General features: G+C 54.4%; 22 protein-coding genes. 5 read left to right on the top strand and 17 right to left on the bottom strand.

All coding sequences use genetic code 11. The features are described 5' to 3' along the window. Positions 1–19: 19 nt before the first annotated feature. The 8 genes from QLH52_RS16740 to QLH52_RS16705 all read right to left on the bottom strand — a co-directional run bounded on the left by QLH52_RS16740 (position 20) and on the right by QLH52_RS16705 (position 7,925). Positions 20–373, bottom strand: a complete 354-nt coding sequence (locus tag QLH52_RS16740; protein ID WP_033157684.1) for a DUF2782 domain-containing protein — start codon at positions 371–373, stop codon at positions 20–22. A gap of 162 nt (positions 374–535) precedes the next feature. Continuing rightward, entirely contained in the window at positions 536–1,933 is a 1,398-nt protein-coding gene (locus QLH52_RS16735) for a hypothetical protein (protein WP_101054511.1), read from the bottom strand. A gap of 79 nt (positions 1,934–2,012) precedes the next feature. Further along, the gene (locus QLH52_RS16730) at positions 2,013–2,297 is read right to left on the bottom strand and encodes a hypothetical protein (protein WP_101054514.1); all 285 of its coding nucleotides are present in this window, start codon (positions 2,295–2,297) and stop codon (positions 2,013–2,015) included. A 77-nt stretch (positions 2,298–2,374) separates the two neighbouring features. Then, complete coding sequence (tkt, locus tag QLH52_RS16725; protein WP_319962271.1) at positions 2,375–4,390, bottom strand: transketolase; 2,016 nt, start codon at positions 4,388–4,390, stop codon at positions 2,375–2,377. A gap of 148 nt (positions 4,391–4,538) precedes the next feature. Continuing rightward, positions 4,539–5,186: a 3-hexulose-6-phosphate synthase gene (hxlA, locus tag QLH52_RS16720; protein WP_033159367.1), complete on the bottom strand. Its 648-nt coding sequence runs from the start codon at positions 5,184–5,186 to the stop codon at positions 4,539–4,541. A 220-nt stretch (positions 5,187–5,406) separates the two neighbouring features. Further along, positions 5,407–5,988 carry a UbiX family flavin prenyltransferase gene (locus tag QLH52_RS16715; RefSeq protein WP_171697371.1) on the bottom strand — a complete coding sequence of 194 codons (582 nt, stop codon included), beginning with the start codon at positions 5,986–5,988 and terminating at the stop codon, positions 5,407–5,409. An 11-nt stretch (positions 5,989–5,999) separates the two neighbouring features. Beyond that, positions 6,000–6,944 carry a prolyl aminopeptidase gene (gene pip / locus QLH52_RS16710; protein ID WP_319962309.1) on the bottom strand — a complete coding sequence of 315 codons (945 nt, stop codon included), beginning with the start codon at positions 6,942–6,944 and terminating at the stop codon, positions 6,000–6,002. Between the two features lie 69 nt (positions 6,945–7,013). Further along, on the bottom strand, positions 7,014–7,925 hold the full coding sequence (locus tag QLH52_RS16705) for a hypothetical protein (protein ID WP_319962308.1): 912 nt from the start codon (positions 7,923–7,925) through the stop codon (positions 7,014–7,016). 313 nt (positions 7,926–8,238) lie between these two features. On the opposite strand from QLH52_RS16705, the gene QLH52_RS16700 reads away from it, so the two are divergent. Both QLH52_RS16700 and QLH52_RS16695 read left to right on the top strand, forming a co-directional pair. Continuing rightward, a complete protein-coding gene (locus QLH52_RS16700) occupies positions 8,239–9,342 on the top strand; it encodes an NAD(P)/FAD-dependent oxidoreductase (protein ID WP_101053234.1) in 1,104 nt (367 codons plus the stop codon). Next, entirely contained in the window at positions 9,339–10,352 is a 1,014-nt protein-coding gene (locus QLH52_RS16695; protein ID WP_319962307.1) for a quinone-dependent dihydroorotate dehydrogenase, read from the top strand. The genes QLH52_RS16700 and QLH52_RS16695 overlap by 4 nt, the downstream gene beginning before the upstream one ends. 51 nt (positions 10,353–10,403) lie before the next feature. On the opposite strand, the gene QLH52_RS16690 is transcribed toward QLH52_RS16695, so the two are convergent. The 7 genes from QLH52_RS16690 to QLH52_RS16660 all read right to left on the bottom strand — a co-directional run bounded on the left by QLH52_RS16690 (position 10,404) and on the right by QLH52_RS16660 (position 19,636). Beyond that, positions 10,404–11,165: an ABC transporter permease gene (locus QLH52_RS16690; RefSeq protein WP_205451514.1), complete on the bottom strand. Its 762-nt coding sequence runs from the start codon at positions 11,163–11,165 to the stop codon at positions 10,404–10,406. After that, positions 11,162–12,106 (bottom strand): ABC transporter ATP-binding protein, encoded by a 945-nt coding sequence (locus QLH52_RS16685; RefSeq protein WP_319962305.1) that lies wholly within the window; start codon positions 12,104–12,106, stop codon positions 11,162–11,164. Before QLH52_RS16685 ends, QLH52_RS16690 begins: the two co-directional genes overlap by 4 nt. Before the next feature lie 84 nt (positions 12,107–12,190). After that, positions 12,191–13,669: a TolC family protein gene (locus QLH52_RS16680; RefSeq protein ID WP_319962304.1), complete on the bottom strand. Its 1,479-nt coding sequence runs from the start codon at positions 13,667–13,669 to the stop codon at positions 12,191–12,193. A gap of 209 nt (positions 13,670–13,878) precedes the next feature. Further along, a complete protein-coding gene (locus tag QLH52_RS16675; protein WP_319962303.1) occupies positions 13,879–16,950 on the bottom strand; it encodes an efflux RND transporter permease subunit in 3,072 nt (1,023 codons plus the stop codon). Continuing rightward, positions 16,947–18,125: an efflux RND transporter periplasmic adaptor subunit gene (locus QLH52_RS16670; protein WP_319962302.1), complete on the bottom strand. Its 1,179-nt coding sequence runs from the start codon at positions 18,123–18,125 to the stop codon at positions 16,947–16,949. Before QLH52_RS16670 ends, QLH52_RS16675 begins: the two co-directional genes overlap by 4 nt. Positions 18,126–18,265: 140 nt before the next feature. Beyond that, positions 18,266–18,724 (bottom strand): PaaI family thioesterase, encoded by a 459-nt coding sequence (locus QLH52_RS16665; RefSeq protein ID WP_319962301.1) that lies wholly within the window; start codon positions 18,722–18,724, stop codon positions 18,266–18,268. A gap of 96 nt (positions 18,725–18,820) precedes the next feature. Continuing rightward, entirely contained in the window at positions 18,821–19,636 is an 816-nt protein-coding gene (locus QLH52_RS16660) for an oxidoreductase (protein WP_319962300.1), read from the bottom strand. Between the two features lie 101 nt (positions 19,637–19,737). On the opposite strand from QLH52_RS16660, the gene QLH52_RS16655 reads away from it, so the two are divergent. Both QLH52_RS16655 and QLH52_RS16650 read left to right on the top strand, forming a co-directional pair. Further along, a complete protein-coding gene (locus QLH52_RS16655; protein WP_101053249.1) occupies positions 19,738–20,181 on the top strand; it encodes a winged helix-turn-helix transcriptional regulator in 444 nt (147 codons plus the stop codon). 170 nt (positions 20,182–20,351) lie between these two features. Then, a complete protein-coding gene (locus tag QLH52_RS16650) occupies positions 20,352–21,077 on the top strand; it encodes a glutathione S-transferase family protein (protein WP_101053251.1) in 726 nt (241 codons plus the stop codon). On the opposite strand, the gene QLH52_RS16645 is transcribed toward QLH52_RS16650, so the two are convergent. Beyond that, the gene (locus tag QLH52_RS16645; RefSeq protein WP_101053253.1) at positions 21,038–21,994 is read right to left on the bottom strand and encodes a LysR family transcriptional regulator; all 957 of its coding nucleotides are present in this window, start codon (positions 21,992–21,994) and stop codon (positions 21,038–21,040) included. The genes QLH52_RS16650 and QLH52_RS16645 overlap by 40 nt on opposite strands. 301 nt (positions 21,995–22,295) lie before the next feature. Here QLH52_RS16645 and QLH52_RS16640 point away from each other — a divergent pair, with 301 nt between their 5' ends. After that, entirely contained in the window at positions 22,296–22,775 is a 480-nt protein-coding gene (locus QLH52_RS16640) for a tautomerase family protein (protein WP_033159382.1), read from the top strand. 174 nt (positions 22,776–22,949) lie between these two features. Here the strand turns inward: QLH52_RS16640 and pmbA are convergent, their stop codons facing one another. After that, positions 22,950–24,281 carry a metalloprotease PmbA gene (gene pmbA, locus QLH52_RS16635; protein WP_319962299.1) on the bottom strand — a complete coding sequence of 444 codons (1,332 nt, stop codon included), beginning with the start codon at positions 24,279–24,281 and terminating at the stop codon, positions 22,950–22,952. Positions 24,282–24,294: the final 13 nt, after the last annotated feature.

Genomic DNA, 24,294 nt, shown 5'->3' with positions numbered 1-24,294 from the left:
GAGGATACATTCAATAAGCTCAATTGAAATCCCACTCGAACAACGTCCACTTGTTGATATTGGTGTTTTCGTCCAAATCATTTTTTTTTACATCCATCTGCTCGTCGCCGTTGGTATCCAGCATGTAGTAAGCAGGGCCAACCTGGGGCTGAATTTTCACCATGTATAGTTTGCCGTTGCGGCGAAACTCCTGGATAGTGTCTTTGCCTTTACGAATAATGGTAATGTCGGGCTCCATCTCTTCCCCTGACTGCACCGGAGCCGGTAAATCAGGCGGTTCCGGAACTGGCGCCAATTCGTTGGCATCAGGGCCTGCGGCAAAAGCAACGATCGGCAAAAACAGCATCAAGCTAAAACCCAATAAACGAGACATCAAGATCCCTGCAAAAAATTTGAATGTGGGTAGTCATGATAATACAGATTCGGTAAAGCCGTATAAATCCATGGTTTGCCGGCTCCCATCGACACACTAAAACCAGCAGGCATAAAAAAACCGGCACTTCCAAAAGGAAGTGCCGGCTTCTTCAGGCAGGCACTAAGCCTGTTTACGTAAGTATTTCTCTACCCCAGTAGTTCTAGCGACGACCTCATCCTTGGACTGCAAGGCTTGCTTTGCCATGTAACGCGCCACACCCGACACGCCAGGAGCATCCTTTGCTAATGCATCTTGTTTAGACATGTATCTGGCTACACCAGTGAGTTCTTTCGAATCTTTATCCAACAACTCATGTTTAGTGACATACCGGCTAACCGAACTCAATTCAGCAACCGGTTTTTGCGCCAATATTTGCTTGGCTAAATACTTGCTGACACCAGTAGGCGGCGGCAGTTGTCTGGTCAATATTGCTTGCTTGGCAAGGTAACGGGCAACCCCGGTTAAAGGCTCTGCCTGGCTTTGCAATTGCAACTGTTTCGCCAAATATTTGGCAACACCGGTTGGCTTTGGCGCTTGCTGGGCAGACGCAGCCTGCCTAGCAAGATAACGCTCTACAGCGGAACCCTCAAATGCCAATTCCTCGGCCAATTCTTGCTGAGCATTTTGTTCTTGATTCAACTGAGCCTCCGCTTTTTCCTGTTGCGCTAGCGCTTCCGCTGCAACATATCGGGCAATCAAAGCCGCAGCAGCCGCTTTTCTATCCGCCGCCGCCTGCTCCGCCAAAAATTTAGCAACGCCGGTCAAAGGTGCCTGCTCTTTCAATAAGCGCTCCTGTTGAGCGACATACTTAGCCACACCGGTTACTAGTGGCGCATCTTTCGCCAACAAAGCTTGCTTGGTGACGTATTTGCTCACACCAGTTGCGATTGGCGCGTCTTTTGCCAAGACATCTTGTTTCAACACATACTTGGCAACGCCGGTAACCGATGGCGTCGAACCGCTCTGCATATTTTGCCGAATGACGTATTTAGCAACATTGGTCACCGCATGGTCTTCGCGATCATTTTTGGTAATGTATTTAGAAACCCCAGTCACCGGCGCTTCTTTAGACAAAATCGACTGCTTGATCAGGTATTTGGCAACTCGAGTAACCGGATTTTCCGCTTGTTGCGTCAGATATTTATCGACACCCGTCGCAACCGGCACGCTTTCGGTCACCTCTTCAACAAGCTCTTCTACTACTTCGGCAACTTCTTCAATTTCTTCTTCTACTGTTTCCTCGACAACCGGATCCACGACAGCCGCCTCTTCGACGGCTTGCCGGGCTTTTTCCAATTGCGCTTGCAAGGCTAGATATTTCGCCACCCCGGTCAACGGCTGACCGTTTTCGTCGAGCTCCGGCTTTGGCGGCTCAAGTTTTTGCAGATAACGGGCTACACCGGTCAATTGCGCGTCTTCGCTGTCGACACGAGAATAAGCTTCCGACCGACTATCACTACTGCTCGAATTGTCGAACAAAAAGCCGAATAAGCTATTCATCAAACTGTTTGTTGCCATTTGAGAATACTCCTGAATGTAATAATTGTTATGTGTCTAGACGACGAGTTCATCAAATTCACGGTATAGCCTAAAAATACTAGGAACCCGCCGCGCTGAATAATACTTTAGGCTGAAAACTGGCTGCCGGGTACTTGGCATCAACTTCTGAGGTCGGCTCCTGCTTTGCTTCGGCGCAAGGCGCACTAGCATTACTGGTAGCGGCGACCGGAGAACTGGCCTTGGCTACCTCCGCAATAGCAGGATCTCTGTAGAGAACCTTAGGTTGAAAATCCGCGGCAGGATATTCCTGGGCACTGACAGCAGCCGATGCAGCAAACAGCAAGCCCGTTAAAAACTTCTTAATCAATTGCGTGTTTATCATGATTCCACCTTACTCTATTGATTAAAGACGGGCCTGCCGGCAAACTCGTCACCGACAGGCCTTTCACTTAGCGCCTATTAAAGCACAGCTTCCACATTAGCGACGACATTGTCCACGGTAAAGCCGAACTCTTTGAAGAGCTGACCTGCCGGGGCCGATTCGCCGAAACGGTCCAATCCTACGACTCTACCCGCGCTGCCGGCGTATTTCCACCAGCTGTCGGTTACTCCCGCTTCTACTACCACGCGCTGGGTCACGCTTGGCGGCAATACGCTGTCTTTGTAAGCTTGGTCTTGCGCTTCGAAGACGTTGGTAGACGGTAGTGACACCACGCGGATTTTTTTGCCTTTCGCGCTCAATGCGTCAGCGGCTTTCAACGCCAATTCCACTTCGGAACCGGTGGCAATGATGATCGCGTCCGGTGTGCCATCGCTGTCTTTCAGGATGTAGCCACCTTTGCTGATCGCGTCAATTTGTGCGGCGGTGCGGGGCACGTGCGGCAGGTTTTGACGAGAGAAGATCAGGGTGCTCGGTCCATCTTGACGTTCGATAGCGGCTTTCCAGCAAACAGCCGACTCGACCGCGTCGCAAGGACGCCAGACGTGCATGTTGGGAATCATGCGCAGGGTGGCGGTTTGTTCGACCGGTTGATGGGTCGGGCCGTCTTCGCCCAGACCAATGGAGTCGTGGGTGTAAACGAAGATGGTCGGGATTTTCATCAACGCGGCCATGCGCAGGGCGTTACGGGCGTATTCCGAGAACATCAGGAAGGTGGCGCCGTAGGGTTTGAAGCCGCCGTGCAGGGTGATGCCGTTCATGATGGCGGACATACCGAATTCACGCACACCGTAGTAGGCGTAGTTGCCATCGAAGCCCGGTTGGTTGACGTCTTTGCAGCCGGACCACAGGGTCAGGTTGGAGCCCGCCAAGTCGGCAGAGCCGCCCAGCAGTTCGGGCAGCAAGGGGCCAAAACCGTTCAGGGTGTTTTGTGAGGCTTTGCGGCTGGCGATGGTTTCGCCTTTGGCATCCACCGCAGCGATAAACGCTTTGGATTTTTCAGCCCAATCGGCAGGCAGTTGGTTTTTGATCACGCGACGTTCGAATTCGGCCGCGAGTTCAGGGTGTGCGGCTTTGTAGGCAGCAAATTTGGCGTTCCAGGCGCTTTCCAGTTGGGCGCCTTTGGCATTGGCGTCCCAACCGGCTTTGATGTCGGCAGGAATGTCGAACGGCGCGTGCGGCCAGCCCAGCTTTTCGCGGGTCAAGGCAATTTCAGCTTCACCTAAAGCGGCACCGTGGCATTCTTCTTTGCCTTGTTTGTTCGGCGAACCGAAACCGATGATGGTTTGGCAGCAGATGATAGAAGGCTTGTCGGTGACTTTTTTAGCTTCTTCAATCGCGGCTTTGACGGCGTCAGGGTTGTGGCCATCCACTTTAGGAATGACGTGCCAGCCGTAGGCTTCGAAGCGTTTCGGGGTGTCGTCCAGGAACCAGCCGGCAACGTTGCCATGGCCACGGACTTCGCCATCGATGGAGATGTTGTTGTCGTCGTAGAAGGCGATCAGTTTGCCCAGTTTCATGGAGCCGGCCAGGGAGCAGGCTTCGTGGGAGATACCTTCCATCAAGCAGCCATCACCCAGGAATACGTAGGTATGGTGGTCGACGATGTCGTGACCCGGACGGTTGAATTGACCGGCCAAGGTACGTTCGGCCAAAGCAAAGCCTACCGCATTGGTAATGCCTTGCCCCAAGGGACCTGTGGTGGTTTCCACACCTTCGGTGTAACCGTATTCAGGGTGTCCAGGGGTTTGCGAGTGCAGTTGGCGGAACTGTTTCAGTTCTTCGATCGGCAGGTTGTAGCCGGCCAAGTGCAGCAAGGAATAAATCAGCATGGAGCCGTGACCGTTGGACAGGATGAAGCGGTCGCGGTTGGGCCATTTAGGGTTGCTGGGGTTGTGTTGCAGAAAATCGTTCCACAATACTTCTGCGATGTCGGCCATCCCCATCGGGGCACCGGGGTGCCCGGAGTTGGCTTTCTGTACGGCGTCCATGCTAAGTGCGCGGATGGCGTTCGCTAAGTCTCGGCGCGAAGGCATGTTTGGTTCTCCTTTGAATCTGGTAGTGCGAGCAGGCTCGTGATCTGCCGTGCCCGGTAAAAACTGGGGGTTATAACGAACGAAAGGACGAGTGGCGCTAACCACCCGTCCTTATATTTCCTAACAAATAGGAATTGACAAAGCTGGTTTATGCAGCAGCAGCGTCAACCAGTTCGCGGATTTCGCGAGCAGCTGTTGCTGGGCATGGTGCGCCATAGATAGCAGCACCAACCACGATGATGTTAGCGCCAGCTTCAACGACTTGTTGAACAGTCGCTTGTTTGATACCGCCGGCAACAGAAATACGTACGCCCAAGCCCAAACGAGCGATGTCGTTCAAGTCGCCAAATGGGGTTTGGCCTGCCGCTTGTGCATCCAAACCGGTGTGAATACCGACGATTTGCGCACCCAATTTAACAGACTCTCTCGCGCACTCGGCTTTGTCAGCCACGTTGATCAAGTCGATTTGGGTTTCGGCAGCGTGTTTTTTTGCTGCTTTGATAACGCCAGCGATAGTAGCCAAACCAGATACGCCCAACACGGTGCAGATGTCTGCGCCTGCAGCGTAGAAAGCGCCTGCTTCGTATTCGCCTGCGTCCATGGTTTTCAGGTCAACCAACAACAATTTGTCTGGGTAACGTTGTCTCAGTTCTTTAACCAGGTTGATACCGTTGTATTTAATGCAAGGAGTGCCGATTTCAAAAATATCGACATAAGGCGCTACTTTATCAGCCAATTCGACAGTTTGGTTGAAATCCAGTGAATCCAACGCCATTTGAATTAATGGTCTTGCCATATTTATGTGCTCCGATTGTTATAGTTACAGTTATTGTTTTAAGACCCACCCCCCAACCAAACACCATTTTCAGGTCTTTAAGTCGAGAGCGCCGCAAGCCTTTGTCGATGGGCATTTTTCGCGAGTGCGGCAACTCTAAATCAGAATAAGGCACCCTGTCAATTGAAGACCGACTATTTACCCGGCAAAAACCCCGTATTTAGTCGAGACCGATAAAAACTTAACCGCCCAGACCCGTCCAAGGCTTGAATAGCCCCGTCGCGTCAACCCCAAACATATCCAGAATTCGCCCCACCCCCTCATCAACCATTGCCCGCACGGAATCGGTCTTGTTGTAAAAAGCCGGCATTGGCGGATAGATAATCCCGCCCATTTCCGTGACGCTGGCCATATTGCGGATATGCGCCAAATTTAACGGGGTCTCGCGGGGCACCAGCACCGTTTTGCGGCGCTCTTTCAACGCCACGTCCGCCGCTCTGGAAATCAAGTTATCGCCAAACCCATGCGCTACCGCCGCCAGCGTCTTCATCGAACACGGCGCAATCACCACGCCTTCGGTCTTGAAAGAGCCGCTGGCAATACAGGAAGCAATATCGTTTATGCCATGCGTAACATCCGCCAGCTCATACAAAGCAGCCCGATCCATATCCAGTTCGTATTTCAGGTTAACCAAGCCGGCGGACGATACCACCAGATGCGTTTCCCATTCGTCTTGCTCTCGCAATATTTGCAGCATCCTGACGCCGTAAATAGCCCCGGTTGCGCCGGTCATGCCGATGACCAGTCGTTTTTTATTGCTCATAATGCCCTTGTCTACGCTAAAAGCCTGGCCATCTCATCGGTCGCGGATACTAACGCATCGATCATTTCGTCGCCCCGCGCAATGTGGCCGGCATTTGGCAGCACTAGGTAACGAGATTGCGGCAACGCTTGATGCAGGCGCCAACCGGCTTCTATAGGACAGGTCAAATCGTTTCTGCCGTGAATGATGATAGTTGGTATCGACTGTAACGCCGCACAGTTTTCCAGGATTTGATTTTCGCGGATGAAATAATCATGGATGGCATAAGACAATTCCATTTTTACTTGCCGTAGCATTTGCTCGCTAACCGACTCCATACTTTCCAGATAGTCATTCCCCAGCGCCACTTGCCCGCTCCAGGCTTGCCATTGTTGAGCAGCACGTTTAGCCACATCCTGATCGGCACCAAAAATCGCCTCCACCAATCGCTCCAGGACATTGGCATCCGGCAAATTGGGCAAAGCATCCAGCAATATCTGCCAGCGTTCGGGGTAGATTTTATTGACGCCGTTTCCCAGAAACCACTCCATATCGGCCTGCCTCGCCAAAAACACGCCGCGCAAGACCATGGCCAACACTTGATCCGGATGTTGCTGAGCGTAAAGTAACGCCAAGGTACCGCCCCAGGAACCGCCGAATAACAACCATCTATCAATACGTAATTGAGTGCGGATACGCTCCATATCCGCCAGCAAATCCTGAGTGGTATTGCCTTGCAATTCGCCAAACGGCTCAGATAATCCGCAACCGCGCTGATCCATCAGGATAATGTGATAGCGCTCGGGATCGAAAAACCGCCGATGATCCGGCTTGGTACCGGAACACGGACCGCCATGCAAAAATATCGCTGGAATACCGACTGGATTGCCGGATTGCTCGACGTATACGCGATGTTCGCTGCCCGTTTCCAGGAAAAAAGTATGGAACGGCGAAATGTCCGGGTAGAGGGTTTTCATTATTTTTCATCCATAAAAAAAGGGAAGGCTGTTACGCCTTCCCTTTTTGCGTGCTAACTAAGCGTCAACTTAGAATTTGAAACCTACGTAGCCGCCAGCGTTCAAACCGTCGGTTGGCGTACCGTCGAGGCTGCTGGTGGCATAGTGGTAACGCACGTCAGTACCCAATACGATACCTCTGTAGAGGTCGTATTCAGCACCGGCACCGAAGTTCATACCGGCATTCAACACAGAAACCGCGTTGGATGGAACGCCCAATATGTTGATATCCAAACCGACTGGGATGATCCATGGACGCAATTTGCTATCGTGCATGAATTTAATTTTTGGCGAAGCATTGATTCTCAGGCGAGCATCGGTTGATGTCCGGTTAGTCAAACCAGCATTTCCTAGAGACACATTATTATTGTTACCAGTGTCAACCGCGAGCACAGATATTGAGTTGGTGCCAGTACCGTATTGAGCATATTCGATACCCAACTCAATAGCGAAAGACGTATCATCCATTAAGCCGAACAAGTCGTTGTTGACATTAAAATCAAAAGCGCCGCCAAAGTAAAAGCCGTCGTTATTCGCGTTATTGGACAGCAACGAACCTTTTTCAGAGAGGTTTCCGCTTCGATCTTGATCTAGACTGGTCCAACCGCCACGAACCGCAACCAAATTGTCTTTTGCAGACGCTTGAGCAGGTGTAGATTTAACAGACGCCATCCATTGATCCAGCTCTTGAACTTTTGCACTGGCAGCAGTGGAGCTAGCGGATGATGATTTAACGCGGCTCAACTCAGCTTGCATGGCTTGCATTTGCTCAGCCATTTGTTGCATTTGCGCTTCCAGAGCTTCGGTTTTTCTGGCGGCCGCGTCAGCGACGCGCTCGGCACTGGAACCGGCAGCTTGGGCTTGTGGGGCAATGAATGCTCCAGCCATTGTTAAAGACGCTGCGGCAACACCCAGCGCTAATTTGCTTTTAGTAAAACTCATTGTTGTTCCCCCCAAGGGTAATTATTGTTAAGACTGAATAGCTTTAAAGCAACACAGGATTTCTTCACGTGGGCAATAATAGCAGCAAAACACTAGCCTTACAAGTTTTAAGTCTATTTTTTTTACTCAAAAAATTTGTTTTATATCAATAAGATACAAATACTTTGTAAACTATAATCCATATTTGTCAAAAATTAACAACAGCCATTTGCTTTTTCACACACCCATGGACAATCGGCAAACCCTATCAAAATAAGCCGCCTTCGTGTTACCTTAAAAAAGCCTTCTTACACCCGTTTTCCTCGGCATTTGCATGACCACACACCTGGATATTCTGATCATCGGCGGCGGTATCAGCGGCCTATTAGCCGCTCGCGAACTGCGCCTGGCTGGCCGCGACGTCACCATCCTCGACAAATCCAAACCGGGCCAGGAATCCTCATGGGCCGGCGGCGGCATTTTGCTGCCGATTTATCCCTGGCGCCAAGCCGCAGCGATCTCTGATTTGGCGGTCAACAGCTTAAAAAAATACCCGGCCTTAAGCCGGGAACTGCTCGCCGCGACCGGTATCGATCCTGAATGGTATGACTGCGGCATGCTGATCTGCAAAAACCCGGACTACGCACAAGCCATACAATGGTGTGAGCAGTACCACATCGACTACCAGCCGGCCGCAACGGCCTTGACCGAGCCGTTTACCAGCGATCTCGACCAACCGCTATGGCTGCCGGGAATTGCCCAAGCCCGCAATCCCAGATTATTAAAATCGCTCCACGCTTACTTAATACAATCCGGCGCGAAATTTCTGGATAGTACCGAAATTCGCAAGATCGGCATCGCCAACCACCGAGTTGAGCGCATTGACACCAACAACGGTACCTACACCGCTCAGCACCTAATCGTCAGCGCCGGCGCCTGGACCACCGATTTAATGCGGGATTTATTACCGGATTGGCCGGTAGACTTGCAAATCAAGCCGGTCAGAGGACAAATGCTGCTGTTCGATGCCACGCCAACTACCTTGCCTTATATGGTGCTGGATGGCGATCAATATTTGATCCCGCGCCGTGACGGCAAAATCCTGGCGGGCAGCACCGTGGAGCAAGCCGGCTTTCACAAGGTCACCACAGAAGACGCCAAGCAACAGCTTTACCAATTCGCCACCGAATTACTGCCGACCTTGAAAACCTATCCCGTTTGCCATCATTGGGCCGGCCTGCGCCCAGGCAGCCCGCAAGGCATACCTACGGTTGGACAACATCCCGAAATTGAGAATCTCAGCATCAATGCCGGCCATTTTAGAAACGGCTTGGTGATGGGACCGGCTTCCGCAAAGCTGTTGGCGGACCTGATTTTGCAGCGCCCCACCGAAATAGACCCGACCCCGTATTCGCTAACTCGAGCAACCGCGCCATGAACCTTTATCCTTTGCTACGCCCCTTACTGTTCTCCCTGGACCCGGAAACCGCGCATCATGTCACGCTGGATTTGTTAAAACTGGCCCAGCGCAGCGGCTTGTCGGTTTTGAGCAAACCCAAAGTCAGCGACAAGCCGGTCGAAGTGATGGGCTTGAATTTCAAAAACCCGCTTGGCTTGGCTGCCGGCCTGGATAAAAACGGCGATTACATTGATGCGTTGGCCGAGTTGGGTTTTGGCTTTATCGAAATCGGGACTGTTACGCCGCGCCCGCAACCCGGCAACCCCAAACCGCGCCTGTTCCGCCTGCCGGAACACCAGGCCATCATTAACCGCATGGGTTTTAACAACCTGGGTATCGATCATTTGCTGGAACAAGTCGGCACCTGCCGGTATCGCGGCATTTTGGGCATTAATATTGGCAAGAACGCCGATACGCCATTGGAAAACGCGACTGAAGATTATTTGATTGGCTTGCGCAAAAGCTACGCGGCGGCGAGCTATATCACGATCAACATTTCCTCGCCCAACACCAAGAATTTGCGCCAACTGCAGCAAGGGGACGAGATCAAGCAATTGCTCAGCGCTTTGAAGGAAGAACAACTGACGTTGCAAGCGGCACAGGGCAAGTACACGCCCATCGCGGTAAAAATCGCGCCGGATTTAACGGATGAAGAAATCCGCCACATCGCGGCATTGCTGGTGGAATTTGGTATGGACGGAGTGATTGCCACCAACACCACCATCGCCCGCGATAAAATCCAGGGCCATATCCACGCCAACGAAGCCGGCGGCTTGAGCGGCGCGCCGGTTAAAGACAGTTCGACTCGGGTGGTGAAAGGCTTGGCAGCAGAATTGAACGGCAAACTACCGATTATCGCGGCCGGCGGCATATTAAGCGGCACAGACGCCCAGGAAAAACTCGCGGCCGGCGCCAGTCTGGTGCAGATTTATAGCGGCTTGATCTATAAAGGCCCGGCGTTGATCGAAGAGATACTGAGCACTATCTGATAAGCCAAAGGGTACGCGCTGCGTACCCTACTAAGCTACGTTGCTTCAGACTTAATTTCTAATCTTGTACCCGGTTTTAAATACCCACCAGACAAAAATCAAACAGACGGTCAGAAAGCCAAACGTCATGCCTATGCTCATCGCGACATCCACGTCGGCCATGCCGTAAAAGCTCCAGCGAAAGCCGCTGATCAAATACACCACCGGATTAAACAAGGTGACTTTCTGCCACAAGGGCGGCAGCATATTGATCGAATAGAACGCGCCGCCCAGAAAAGTCAGCGGCGTCACCACCAACATCGGCACCACCTGCAGCTTCTGAAAACTGTCGGCCCACAGGCCGATAATGAAGCCGAACAGGCTGAAGGTCACCGCTGTCAGCAGCAAAAAGCCGATCATCCACAGCGGATGGGCGATCTCGTAAGGCACGAACAAACGAGCTGTGCCCAAAATCAGCAAGCCCAGCAGCACCGACTTAGTCGCCGCCGCCCCCACATAACCCAGCAGCACTTCGACCCAGGACACCGGCGCCGACAGCAGTTCGTAAATCGTGCCCGCCCACTTCGGCATATAGATGCCGAAAGAAGCGTTGGAGATGCTTTCGTTGAGCAGATTCAGCATCACGAGGCCGGGGATGATAAAGGCCCCGTAACTAACGCTATCGATGTCGCCCATCCGTGAACCGATGGCTTTACCGAAGACAATAAAGTACAGCGAGGTGGTCAGCACCGGCGCGGCGATGCTTTGCGCCAGCGTGCGAAAGGTACGGGCCATTTCGAAGCGGTAAATGGCGCGGATGCCGTAGATATTCATGATTGCGCCCCTTGTGATTGGTGAACCAGGCTGACGAAAATGTCTTCCAACGAGCTTTCGCTGGAGCTGAGGTCTTTGAAATCGATCCCGTGTTCGCTCAGCCGGCGTAGCAACTCGGCAATACCTGTCTCCTCTTCTTGGGTGTCGAAGCTGTAGACCAAGCGTTCGCCGTCTTCTGTCAGCGTCAACGCCCAGGCGTCAAGTTCGGACGGAATCTCGGACATGGGCTGGCGCAAGGTCAGCGTCAATTGCTTCTTGCCGAGTTTGCGCATCAGCACGGCTTTGTCTTCCACGATGATCAGTTCGCCTTTATTGATGACGCCGATGCGGTCCGCCATATCTTCGGCTTCTTCGATGTAATGCGTAGTCAGAATGATGGTGGTGCCGTTGGCGCGCAGTTCACGTACCATCCGCCACATGTCGTGGCGCAACTCCACATCGACACCGGCGCTCGGTTCATCCAAAAACAATATCGTCGGCTCATGCGCCAGCGCCTTGGCGATCAGCACCCGGCGTTTCATACCACCGGACAGTGACATGATTTTCGCGTCGCGCTTGTCCCACAACGATAAATCGCGCAGCACTTTTTCCACATAGTCAGGGTTGGGCGGCTTGCCGAACAGGCCGCGACTGAAACTGACCGTGGCCCACACCGACTCGAAGGCGTCGGTATGCAATTCCTGGGGTACCAAGCCGATGGCGGCGCGCACGGCGCGGTAGTCTCGGACGGTGTCGTGGCCGTCGGCGATGATGCTGCCGGCGCTAGCGTTGACGATGCCGCAAATGACGCCGATCAACGTGGTTTTGCCTGCGCCATTGGCGCCGAGCAAAGCAAATATTTCACCGCGCCGGATTTCCAGGTTGATGTTTTTCAATGCCTGGAAACCACCGCTGTAGGTCTTGCTGACCCCTCGTATGGAAATAATAGGGTCGTTACTCATGGACAATACGCGGTTAAGGGTTGCCGATAAGGTTTCGTCATGTGGTTTCCTGTATGCAAAATGATATGACTTTCGTTGATTTTGCTATTGCTTATCGCGGCTAACGATCGATTCATTGTCGATCCCGCTCACCGATGAATCAACTGTCCAGCCGCCACCAAACGCCCGGTACAACGATACCATCGCCACGCCGACCGCCGTTTCGGCTTTGGCGCGTTCGTCGCTGACCGCCAGCTTGCTGCGTTGGGCATCCAAAACGGCCAAATAATTCCCTGCGCCGCGACTATACAAGGTATCGACCAGCCGGTAGGCTTTTTCCGCCGAGGCTTCCGCTTCGGTCAGTTTTCCTAAGCTATCGTTCGCGGAACGGTGCGCGACGAAGGCATTTTCGACGTCTTCCAAAGCCAGCAAAAAAGTCTTCTCATAATTAGCCGCAACTTGCTCCAGCCGCGCATCGGCGGCGGTAATCTGGGCGCGGATGCGTCCCGCATTGAAGATGGGTGCGGAAAGGCCGGAACCCAGCGCATAAATGCTATCGGCCAGGCTCGGAAAACCGCCGACCGCAATCGCGCCTAGACCGCCACTCGCCGACAAAACTATCTTGGGATAAAGATCGGCCCGCGCCGAACCTAGGCTAGCCGCCGCCGCGCTGACTTCAGTTTGCGCCAAACGCAGATCCGGCCGTTGCGCGAGCAAATCGGCCGGTAGCAGGTTGGGGATGGCCGGTGCTTGCTTCGGCAAAGGGCTAACAACGGCCAAGCGGTTTCCGAGGCTTTCCGGCGGCTCACCCAATAACACGCCCAAACGATGGATCAAGTTTTGCTCGGCATTGGTCATTCCCGGCAGCGTCGCTTCGGTGCCCTGCAACAGCGTTTGCTGACGGGCAAGGTCCGCCTCGTTAGCCAGCCCGGCTTTAAGGAATACCTGTAAAGTCCGTAAGCGTTCGCGTTGCAAGGCGATATTGTTTTGCAGAATGCCGATGCGTTGCTGCACGCCGCGCAGCTCCAGATAATTGGTCGCCACCTGGGCCAGCAAACCGACTTGCGCCGCATGCAAGCCTTCCTGGCTGCCTTGGGCTTGCGCGGCGGCGGCTTCTGCTTCCAAATGCCGGCCGCCGAACACGTCGATTTCCCAGCGCGCCGCCAGTCCGCCGCTGACGGCATCGGCGGTCGGCGTAATCAATTTGATGCCTTGCCCGCTCGGTACGCCGACGATGCGGTCGATGCGTTTTTCCCTGCCGCCGGACAGCGAGAAATCTAGACTGGGGTACAGCGCCGCTTCGGCGACGATCACCATCGAATTAGCTTCACGGACGCGGGCGGTGGCGATTTTCAGATCGTGGTTGGCGGCCAAGGCCTTGTCTATCAACTCATTCAGCAAGGGATCGTTGAAACCTTGCCACCAAGTTTTCAGATCTGCCGTTTCAGTGGTTTGGGTGTTGGGCGCGTGTTGCCAGGTTGCCGGGCTGTTGAGTGCCACTTGGTCGCCGACGCGGGTCGGCGTACAGGCGCTTAGACTAACCAAGGATAGAATGGCTAGAAGTGTTAAATATCGGTTATTCATTGTAAAACTCCTTGGGCGCCGTAGGGTACGCTCTGCGTACCTGCTTGGGCTTTAACAATTGCAGAGGCTTTAAAAGGTACGCAATGCGTACCCTACCGCTATTCTTCTCCCCTCTTTGAAAAAGAGGGGCTGGGGGAGATTTTTTTAATAAATCCCCCTCGATCCCCCTTTTTCAAAGGGGGAAGAATTGTTGGCTTGATGAAAAGCCATTAGGTGAGGGCTTTATGACCTTCGTTCGCACTCTCCACCCTGAACCACGCCGCATACAACGCCGGCAGGAAGAACACCGTCAACACAGTCGCCACCGTCAATCCACCCATGATGGCAATGGCCTGCGGGCCGAAGAAATCGTTGCGCGACAATGGGATCATCGCCAGGATCGCCGCCGCGGCGGTCAGCATGATCGGCCGGAACCGCCGCACCGTCGATTCGATAATGGCCGACCAGGTGTCGAGCCCCGATTTTTCGTCTTGATCGATCTGATCCACCAGAATTACCGAGTTGCGCATGATCATGCCGGCCAGCGCCAGGATGCCAAGCAGCGCCATGAAACCGAACGGCGCCCGGAACAACAGCAAGGCGAAGGCCGCGCCGATCACGCCCAGCGGCGCGGTGCTGAACACCATGAACGTCCTGGACAGATTTTGCAGCTGCATCATCAACAAGATCAGCGTCACGATCAGCACCAACGGAATCCAGATCAGGATCGACTTCTGCGCGGTTACTGCATCTTCCTTAGAACCACCGGTTTCGATGAAATAACCGGCCGGCAGGCTATCCTGTATCGGTTTAAGTTTCGGGACGATTTCCGCCGCTACGTCCGGAGCCAGCTTGCCATCGGCCACGTCGGCGCGCACCGAGATGGCCGGAAAGCGGTTACGCCGCCAACGCACGCCGTCCTCGAATACAGTCTCGAACTTGACGAACTGCGACAGCGATACCGACTTGCCATTAGCGGTGCGAACCGCGACGTCTGGCAATTCGTCAGCGGCGGTGCGCAACTCAGGACTGGCCCGCCAGACGATGTCGATCAATTTATCCTGCTCGCGCAATTGCCCGACCGGGATGCCGGCGAAATGCGCCTGCAAGGCTTGTGACAGGCTGGCGGTCGACACGCCGAGGGCCCGGGCTTTGTCCTGATCCAATACCAAGCGGAACGACGGCATACGCTCATGCCAATCGTCGTTGACGTCCACGGTATCGGGATTGGCACGCACGACTTCAGCTACCCGGTCGGCAATGCCGCGCACGATGTTGGGGTTTTCGCCGAGCACTCGGAATACCACCGGATAATCCATGGGCGGCCCAACATTCAGACGCATCACCCGGCCGCGCACGTTCGGGAAATCCGTGCTTAACGCCTGCCGGACGCGCTGCATCACGCGCTCGCGAGCCACATTATCCTTGGTCATTACTACTAATTCGGCCAGATTGGTATTCGCCAATTGCTGCACGATCAACATGAAAAACCTCGGCGTGCCGCTGCCGACATAGCTGGCAACATGTTCAACATCCTCGTCCTTGGCCAGCATAGCCTCCATGCGTTTGGCGGCGGCTTCGGTTTGTTCGAACGCACTGCCCTCCGGCAGCCACAGGTCGACGATGACTTCCGGGCGGTTGGACAGTGGGAAGAATTGTTCGGGGACGTGGGTTAAAGCCACAACACCGAGACCGAACAATGCCAGCGTGGCGACAATCACTTTCTTACGATGTACTACGCAAGCATCCACCCAGCGGCGGAGCCGGTTGTAGAACGGCGTATCGAACAGGTCGTGAGCCGCTGGGTCGCCGTTGGCATGCACCTTGAGTATCAAAAAACCCAAATAGGGGGTAAACACCACCGCGCCGATCCAGGACAATATCAGGGAAATGCCGACCACCTGAAAAATCGACACTGTGTATTCACCGGCCGAGGATTGCGCCAAACCCACCGGTAGGAAACCGACGATGGTGATCAAGGTACCGGTCAGCATCGGGAAGGCCGTGGCAGTATACGCATAGGTCGCAGCGCGCATCCGGTCCCAACCTTCTTCCAGCTTGCGGGCCATCATCTCGACGGCAATCATCGCGTCGTCCACCAGCAGGCCAAGCGCCAAAATCAAAGCCCCTAAAGAAATCCGTTGCAGATCGATGCCGCACAGCAGCATGACCAGCAAGGTGGCTGCCAGCACCAGTGGCACGGTCAGCGCCACCACGGAACCGGTGCGCCAGCCCAAGCTCAAGAAGCTGACCACCAATACGGTAGCCAAGGCTTCGAAGAAGGTTTGGCCGAATTCTGCCATCTGGTTTTTAACGACGTGCGCTTGATTGGCGACCTGCTCCACATCCATGCCCAACGGTAACTCGCTTGCCATGCCGGCCAAAGCGTCTTCCAAGGATTTCCCCAAGTCGATAACGTTGCCTTGCTTGCTCATCGTCACGCCGAGGCCGAGGGCCGGTTTGCCGTTGAAACGCATCTTGAATTCGGCGGGATCGACATAGCCGCGCGTCACCTTGGCAAAATCTTTGACCTTGAAGGTGCGATTAGCGATGCGTACCGCCATATTGGCGACGCTATCTTCCGAATCGAAGGATCCGGTCAGGCGTATCGGCAGATTGCGCTGCGCGGAAAACACCGTGCCGGCCGGCGCCATGCCGTTCTGCGCCTGCAAAGCCCCGGCAACCGCTGCCGACTCCAGACCCAGTTCGGCCAGCTTCTTGTCGGAAAACTCGACGAAAATCTTTTCGTCCTGTACACCGATCAGATCGACTTTCTCGACATCCTTGACCCGCAACAGCTGCTGGCGAACCGAATCGGCCGCCAGTTTCAGGTCGGCATAATTAAAACCTTCGCCGGAAAAGGCGTAGATCAGGCTATAGGTATCGCCGAATTCGTCGTTGAAAAACGGCCCTATGCTGCCGGGCGGCAAGGTCATGCGAATGTCGTCGACCTTCTTGCGTACCTGATACCAAAGCTCGGGGATCTCCTTGGGCGGCGTATCCTCGCGGGGCGTGATGAAAATCACCGATTCGCCGGGTTTGGAATAGCTGCGCAGATAATCCAGGTCGGGCAGCTCCTGGATTTTCTTTTCCAGCCTGTCGGTCAACTGCTGTTCGACTTCCAGCGCGGTGGCGCCGGGGTAAAGGGTTTTGACCACCATGATACGGAAGGTGAACGGCGGATCTTCCTGCTGGCCGAGCTTGAAATAAGCGAACAGGCCGCCGAGCACCACCAATGCCAGCATGAAGCCGGTGAAGGAGCGATGGTTAAGCACCCATTCGCTGAGGTTGAATGCTTTCATAGCTGTTCCTCTTTTGCAGCATGCTTAGCCGATGTATTTTCTTCCGGTAAGCGCACGGCCTGGCCCTCGGCCAGACGTTGGACGCCGGCGCTGACCAGCAATTGGCCAGCGGAGACGCCCTCGACGGCAATGCGTTCGCCGGGCTGCGTTTCACCCAAGCGAACCGGTACGGATTTGACGGTGGCGGTCTGCTCGTCGACCAACCAGACTAAAGGATGATCGGGTTGGATTTGCGGGGTATAGACGGCGGAAAGGGGGATAGCGATGCGGGAAGCGGTGTTCGCCGTTATATGAACGGTCGCCGTCATGCCCAATTGCGCGGCGTCCAGACCTTCCAGCAAGCTGGCCTTGACGCGGTAAGTACGGCTGGCCGGATCGGCGGCCGAGGCGATTTCGCGGATTCTGGCTTTGAGCAGCCGTTCGTCGTCTAACCACAACGAGACATCAACGGCTTGTTGGCTCTTAATTTCCGCCAGCCTATGCTCGGGCACGTCGAAGTGGATTTCCTTTTCGTCGAGCTGAGCCAGCGTAACCACGGCCTGGCCGGTAGTCAGTACCTGGCCGGCTTCGACAGCCAAGGCCGTGACCACGCCGTCGCGGTCGGCATGCAATTCGGTATAGCTCAGTTGGTTGTTCGCCTCGGCCAATTGCGCTTCCAGCGCCGCCGTCCGCTCCCGCGCCTTGGTGTAAGCCGTTTCGTGCCGTTCGAACTCAGGCTGACTGATGACTTGCTGGACCAACAATTCGCGGTATCTCGCCAAATCGTCGCGCAGGAAATTGCTGTCGGCCTGGGAGGAAGCCAGCTGAGCCTTAAGACCCTGCACGGCCAGGCGGTAATCGTTGCCGTCCAGTATCGCCAGCAGTTGGCCCTTGCGCACCGGGTCGCCGACATCCACTTTACGCTCCAGCAGTTTACCGGCCACCCGGAAGGATAGGGGCGTCTCGATTCTGGCCCTGACTTCCCCGGCAAAGCTTCTGGCACCGGCGACGGCGTTTTGCTCGATGCGAAACACCTTCACCGGGCGGACAACCGATTGTGTGGGTTTGTCCTGGCCGCTGCAGCCGACGTTCATCATAAGCGGCAACAACCCAGCCAGTAGCCAGCCTTTGTTGGTGAATCGGAATTGCGGCCGGTCAGGGGCAATCGGTGTAAACGGCGTATTTGGTTTCGGCATGTGGCTGCCTCCTTCGGTAAAAGGTTGGGTGATATTCGAAATAATTATTCGCTGCTGTTATTGATCAGGATGTCGGCGGCAACTTGGCATCGACGCCTGCACGGGAATTACGCTGCAATGGTTCGGCAAAGCAATGGCCATCAATTAGCCTCTCGCCCGAAAATCAATAATGTCGATGACGCCGAGGCATAGAGCTGGTCTTCTGCATCAATCAGACGGGCTTCGGCAAAAGCGACTCGCTTCCCTAACGACAAAACCCTACCTTCCGCTCTTACCAAGCCCGTGTGCTTGGTCATGGCCTGATGATAGGCAATTTTCAATTCCAAGGTGGTATAGGCCTGCTTTCCGGTTAATCTGGAATGAACGGCACAGCCGCAGGCGGAATCCAGCAAAGTGGCCGCATAGCCGCCGTGAACGGTGCCCAAGGGGTTATAAGCATGTTCGCCGGGTTTGCCGGCAAACACGGCTTTGCCTAGATCGACTTCCACCAGCTCGAAATCCAGCGACATCAACATTCCCGGCTTACGCTCAGAGGCCATCAGGGCGCGCAACTGGTTTAAGCCATTGAGCCCGGCGCCGGTTTTGGTCACAAGACTCATATCGCTACCGTTCCTTCCCGGAAATGCTTACTCGCGGCATACGCCACTGTCATGGCATTCTTAGATGAATAGATCATGTGCTTATCTTCCAATCATTCAGACTATCGGCAGCTGGTTAAACTGGCGCAAGCTCTTGTCCACCAAGGCTTCCGGCATGAAACGGCGCAGGAAACGCACTTGGGTTGCCTGTTTTCCGGCGGTATAGCGCCTTTTGGGACCCACGGCAGTCGCGGCTTTCAACACCGTGTCGGCGACCACCTGCGGAGCGTCGCCTGCATTCACCCCATTCCGCATCATCACTTCCATGCTGGCACGCACCGAGTCGTAGACGGCCAGTGGTTGATCGGGCTTGGTTAGGCTGGCTTCGAACGCGGTGCGGGTATATCCCGGTTCAACCAATACCACCCGGATGCCGAAGCTGCGCAGTTCGTGGTCCAGCGATTCGGAATAGCCTTCGACCGCATGCTTGGTCGCGGCATACAGCGCGTTGTAAGGCGCTGGGATAAAACCAAGGGCGGAGCTGATATTGACGATTCTGCCTTTCCCTTGGTTGCGCATGGCCGGCAACACGGCATTGGTCACGCGAGTAATGCCGAACACGTTGACGTCGAACAAAGCCTGGGCTTGCGCGGTGGACGATTCTTCCGCGCCTCCTAGCAAGCCGACGCCGGCATTGTTGACCAGCAGATCGATGCGTCCGGCCTGTTTCAAGACCTCGGCTACCGTGTCGTTTACCGACGCTTCGTTGGTCACGTCGCAGCTCAGCATGGTGATGCCGTCGACGCTTGCAGTTGCCTTGCGGCTGGTGCCGAATACGCGGTAACCCGCGCGTTGCAGGGCCTTGGCCGTTACCAACCCAATGCCAGAGGATGCACCGGTGATCAAGGCTACGGCTTGGTCTTTATTATTCATATCAAGTCTCCCGTGAGGTGGATTGTCTATCGCTTAAGTGTTACTATCATTTTGAAATCAATGTTACTATCAATTTAATATTAAGTCACTACTAAAAACGTATGAACGATAAAAATATTTGTGCTGATCCTTGCCCTATCGCGCGCAGCCTGGCTTTTCTCGGCGACGCCTGGAGTCTATTGATTCTGCGGGACGCGCATTTTGGCCTGACGCGCTTCGACCAGTTTCGGAAAAGTCTTGGCATCGCGCCGACGATGTTGACCCGGCGCTTGGCGACGCTGACAGAGGAAGGTATCTTGGAAAAGCGGCTTTACTCGGAGCGTCCGCCGCGCGAGGAGTATGTGTTGACGGCCGCCGGCCGCGATTTTCTGCCGGTGTTGATCATGATAGGTGCATGGGGTAGCCAACACCGTAGTGGCGGCAAACTGGTGTATATCGAGGACGCCGAAACCGGGCAGGCAATTAAACCGGTGGCCATCGACGAGGTGACGGGTGCAAAGATCGGTTCACGACCGATTCGCTTTGTGTTACCGGATGGTGGCTAATCTTTGGCCCATTTCTGCGTATTGGCCAACCGCATGTCAAGAGCCAGATTCAGCCAAACACTGCATGGTACTATTCGATCACGACACCGTTTGTTTTATAGAGGATGCAATGGCCAGCTATTCCCAGGAGCATGTCGCCAGTGTGTACAGAGACATAAACAAAGTTCCGCATGATTACGTTGTATCAATTTCCCAGAGCCTGGAACATCCCCAATCCAGGCCAGTTTTGCGTAAAGCTGGAAACTTATCTGCGCATGGCCGGCATCGAGTATCGGATCGCTGAAACCCTGCCGCTTTATGCCCCATTGGGCAAACTACCTTTTATAGAAGACAACGGCCAAAAGCTTGCCGATAGCCGGATGATTATTCGCTATCTGCAACAGCATTACGGCGATAGCCTGGATGGGCATCTGTCGGCCGAGCAAAATGCGCAAGCTCTGGCCTGGCAACGCTTATTGGAAGAACATTTGTATTGGGTGTGCATGTATAGCCGCTGGCAATACGGAGCGGAGAATTGGCAGATCAATAAGCAGGCGATCTTTCAAGGTTTGTCCCAACCCATGATGGACATAGTTGCCGCAATCTATAAGCGGCGGATTCGGGGACAACTACGCGGCCATGGCATTGGCCGACTAGCCGCTGCCGACATTTTCGAATTAGGTCGGCGCGATGTGGCGGCTCTTGCCGCCGCGCTTCACGGCAAGGCGTTTTTGTTGGGAGACCGGCCCAGCAGCGTCGATGCTTCGACCTTCGGCTTATTGATCAATCTATTGGCCTGCCCGGTCAGTTCGCCCGTCAAGGATTACGCCTTAACGCAATCCGCTTTAGTCGATTATTGTCGGCGCATTCAAGACCGCTATTTTCCCGAACTGGGTGAACCGAAGTTTGGGGAATGATGGTCCAGCATGGCGCAAGCGGCGCGAATTTCATCCCTTAGCCAGCGGTTGGCAAGGTCCTGGTCTTGCAGCGGATGCCAGACCAGGACCGTATCGTAATGCGGTAAATCCAGCGGCAAGGGCACCCATTGCAATGGCAAGTTCCGGACGAATTGCTCGGCCGTTCGTTTGGGAAAAGCCATGACCATGTCCGTTTGTGCCACGATCAACGATGCGGACAGAAAATGCGACACGGTCAGCGCCACTCGCCGCTCGCGGCCGTGTTCCGCCAACCAGGCGTCCACTTGGCCCATGCCGGCCCCGGTTCTGGATAGCAGAATATGCGGCAAGTCGATATAGTCTTCCAGCGTCAATACCGTATTCACGCGCGGGTGACCGATGCGGGCCACGCAGACCATGAAATCGTCGAACAGGCGTTCGCAATGTAGATGCTTGGGTGGATTCAACATCACCTCAAAACCCAGTATCAGGTCTATCTCGCTTTGCTCCAAGGCATTAATAGGAAAGCGGCTGCTGGTACGTTTGAAATGAATATCCACGCCGGGCGCCTGGCGGGCGATGCGCGGCGCCAGTATCGGCAAGAGCAAGGCTTCCACGTAATCCGTTGCCGCAATGGTAAAAGCGCGCCGGCAGGTGGCGGGATCGAACGGCGCCGGCGCGCGAATCAAGCTTTCCACCTCTTTAAGTACCGCTGTTACGGGAGCCACCAGGGACAGGGCGCGTTGCGTCGGAGTCATACCCTCCGGGGTTTTCACCAGCAAGGGGTCTTCCAATTGTTGCCGCAAGCGTTGCAGCACGTGGCTCATTGCCGATTGGCTAATGAACATTTTTTCCGCGGCCCTCGACACGTTGCGTTCCTTCATCAGCAGATCGAAGGCGATCAATAGATTCAAATCAAACGTTCTTAAGTCGGCCATGGCTGGGTTTCCGGAATGTAAACGCAGGCTATGTTACCGAAAATGCCTGGGGCGTTTGGCATCAATTATTTTCATAGGCGCATGAATACAAAGCATTTTACCGTTTGCCTCCTCAGGCATAGATTTACCGCCGACGCAGCCGCCGGCGCTTAGATCCCCCCAAGGAATTTGCAAGTCAACGCGGTGGCGTCGCCTCACTCTCAATCGTGCATCAAGCCTCAGTTTTTGGCGGGATGCTGATTAAGAACAACAAGGCGGTCAGTGGATCACCAAAACTTACTCAATTATCAGGAGAATCATCATGCCTTTGTGGAAAGTCTACCATCCCAGCGGAGCCTTCAGCGCAGAAGACAAACAGGAACTGGCTGAACAAATCACCAGCGTCTATGCGGCGGTGCCAATCCCAAGATTTTACGCCGTCGTTATTTTCGAAGAAGTGGTTAAAGGCAATTGTTTTGTCGGTGGCGTGCGGAATGACAAGTTTATTCGCTTTAAGGTTGACCAAATCGCCCGGACATTGCCGGGGCCAATCATACGAGAATGGTGGATGCGAACGCTTGACGACGTGATTGCGCCTTTTGTCAAAGAGCGTGGTTTCGATTGGGAGATTTCAATTGACGAAACTCCGTTCGATCTTTGGTCGCTGCAGGGCGAATTGCCGCCGCCTTTCGAGTCGATAGCGGAAAAACGCTGGGTCGAGGAAAACAAGGCTAGCCCTTACACATACCCAGAAAAACTCCCCGCAGGCCACTTTTTACTGACCCCTGGCGTAACGGGTTGATTGACTATTAACCCGGCCCTAATTATCACGGGTATTCCGTTCGGGCTGAGCGGAAGCCCTGGCTGGATTGCCTCTCGACAGGGCAAACAGGATTTAAGGGCCGGGTTAATAATGCCGAAGTCGTCTGAGACGCTTAGACTTATATAGCGGCTGAACAGACAACCCACCGGGCATTTACTCGCCCGCAATCGCCATCTGTTCCAGCAAAATCGAGCCCACCCGGATATTGCCGCGCAAATCCACATCGTTGCCGATGGCGACGATGTTGCGCAGCATGGACTTTAAATTTCCGGCAATCGTGATTTCCTGTACCGGGTATTGAATAACGCCGTTTTCCACCCAAAACCCCGAGGCGCCGCGCGAATAGTCGCCGGTCACCCGGTTCACGCCCTGCCCCATCAATTCGGTGACCAGCAAACCGGTATCCAGCAATTTCAGCATGCCGGCAAAATCGTTGCTGCCGGGTTCGACGGTCAAGTTGTGCACGCCGCCGGCATTGCCGGTGGTTTGCATGCCCAACTTGCGGGCCGAGTAGGTGCTGAGCACGTACGATCTTAAAATACCGTCGCTGACAATATCCCTGGCCTTAGTCGCGACACCTTCCGAGTCGTAACTGGCGCTGCCCAGCGCGCCGCGCAGGAAGGGTTGCTCATGAATGCGCACGAAATCCGGCAAAATTTGCGTATCCAGCGTATCCAGCAAAAACGAAGATTTGCGATATAAACTGCCGCCGCTGATCGCACCGATCAGCGCCCCGATCAAACCGGACGCCATTTCCGATGCAAACAATACCGGACATTGCCGCGTACTTAGGCTACGGGCGTTCAAGCGAGCTATGGTGCGTTGCGCGGTTTTTTCGCCGACTTGTCTAGCCGATTCCAGAGCTGCCGCATCACGCGCCACGCTGTACCAATAATCGCGCTGCATCGCGTCGCCGCTGCCGGCCAGCACCGAACAGCTCAACGAATGTCGGCTGGATTGGTAACCTTGCAAAAAGCCCAGCGAATTGCCGAATACCCGGGTGCCTTGATGCGTATTGACCGACGCGCCTTCGGAATTGCTAATCGCTTTATCGTAGCCGCGGGCGATGTTTTCGCATTCGATGGCGATATTGATGGCTTGCTCGGCGTTAATATCCCAGGGGTGGTTCAGATCCAGATCCGGAAATTCGGTTGCCAATAACTCGGCATCCGGCAAGCCGGAATAGGCGTCGTCGCTGGCGTAACGGGCAATGCTACAGGCTGCCTTGACGGTTTCTTTTAGCGAATCACTGGAAATATCGTTGGTACTGGCCGAGCCCTTTTTCTGACCAAAATAAACGGTAACCCCGATGCCTTGATCGCAGTGATACTCGACGGTTTCCACTTCCCCCAAACGCGCCGACACCGACAGCCCGTTGTCTACGCTGAATGCCGCTTCGGCGCCACTGGCTCCTTGTTGTTTGGCTTCGTCCAATAACTGTTGAACGACATTTTTTAAGCGATTAATTTCTTCCTGATTTTGCACGGTAAGTCTCTTA

This window comes from Methylomonas defluvii (assembly GCF_033949435.1).
GTDB classification, from domain to species: domain Bacteria; phylum Pseudomonadota; class Gammaproteobacteria; order Methylococcales; family Methylomonadaceae; genus Methylomonas; species Methylomonas defluvii.
This window is presented reverse-complemented; position numbering and strand designations above follow the sequence as displayed.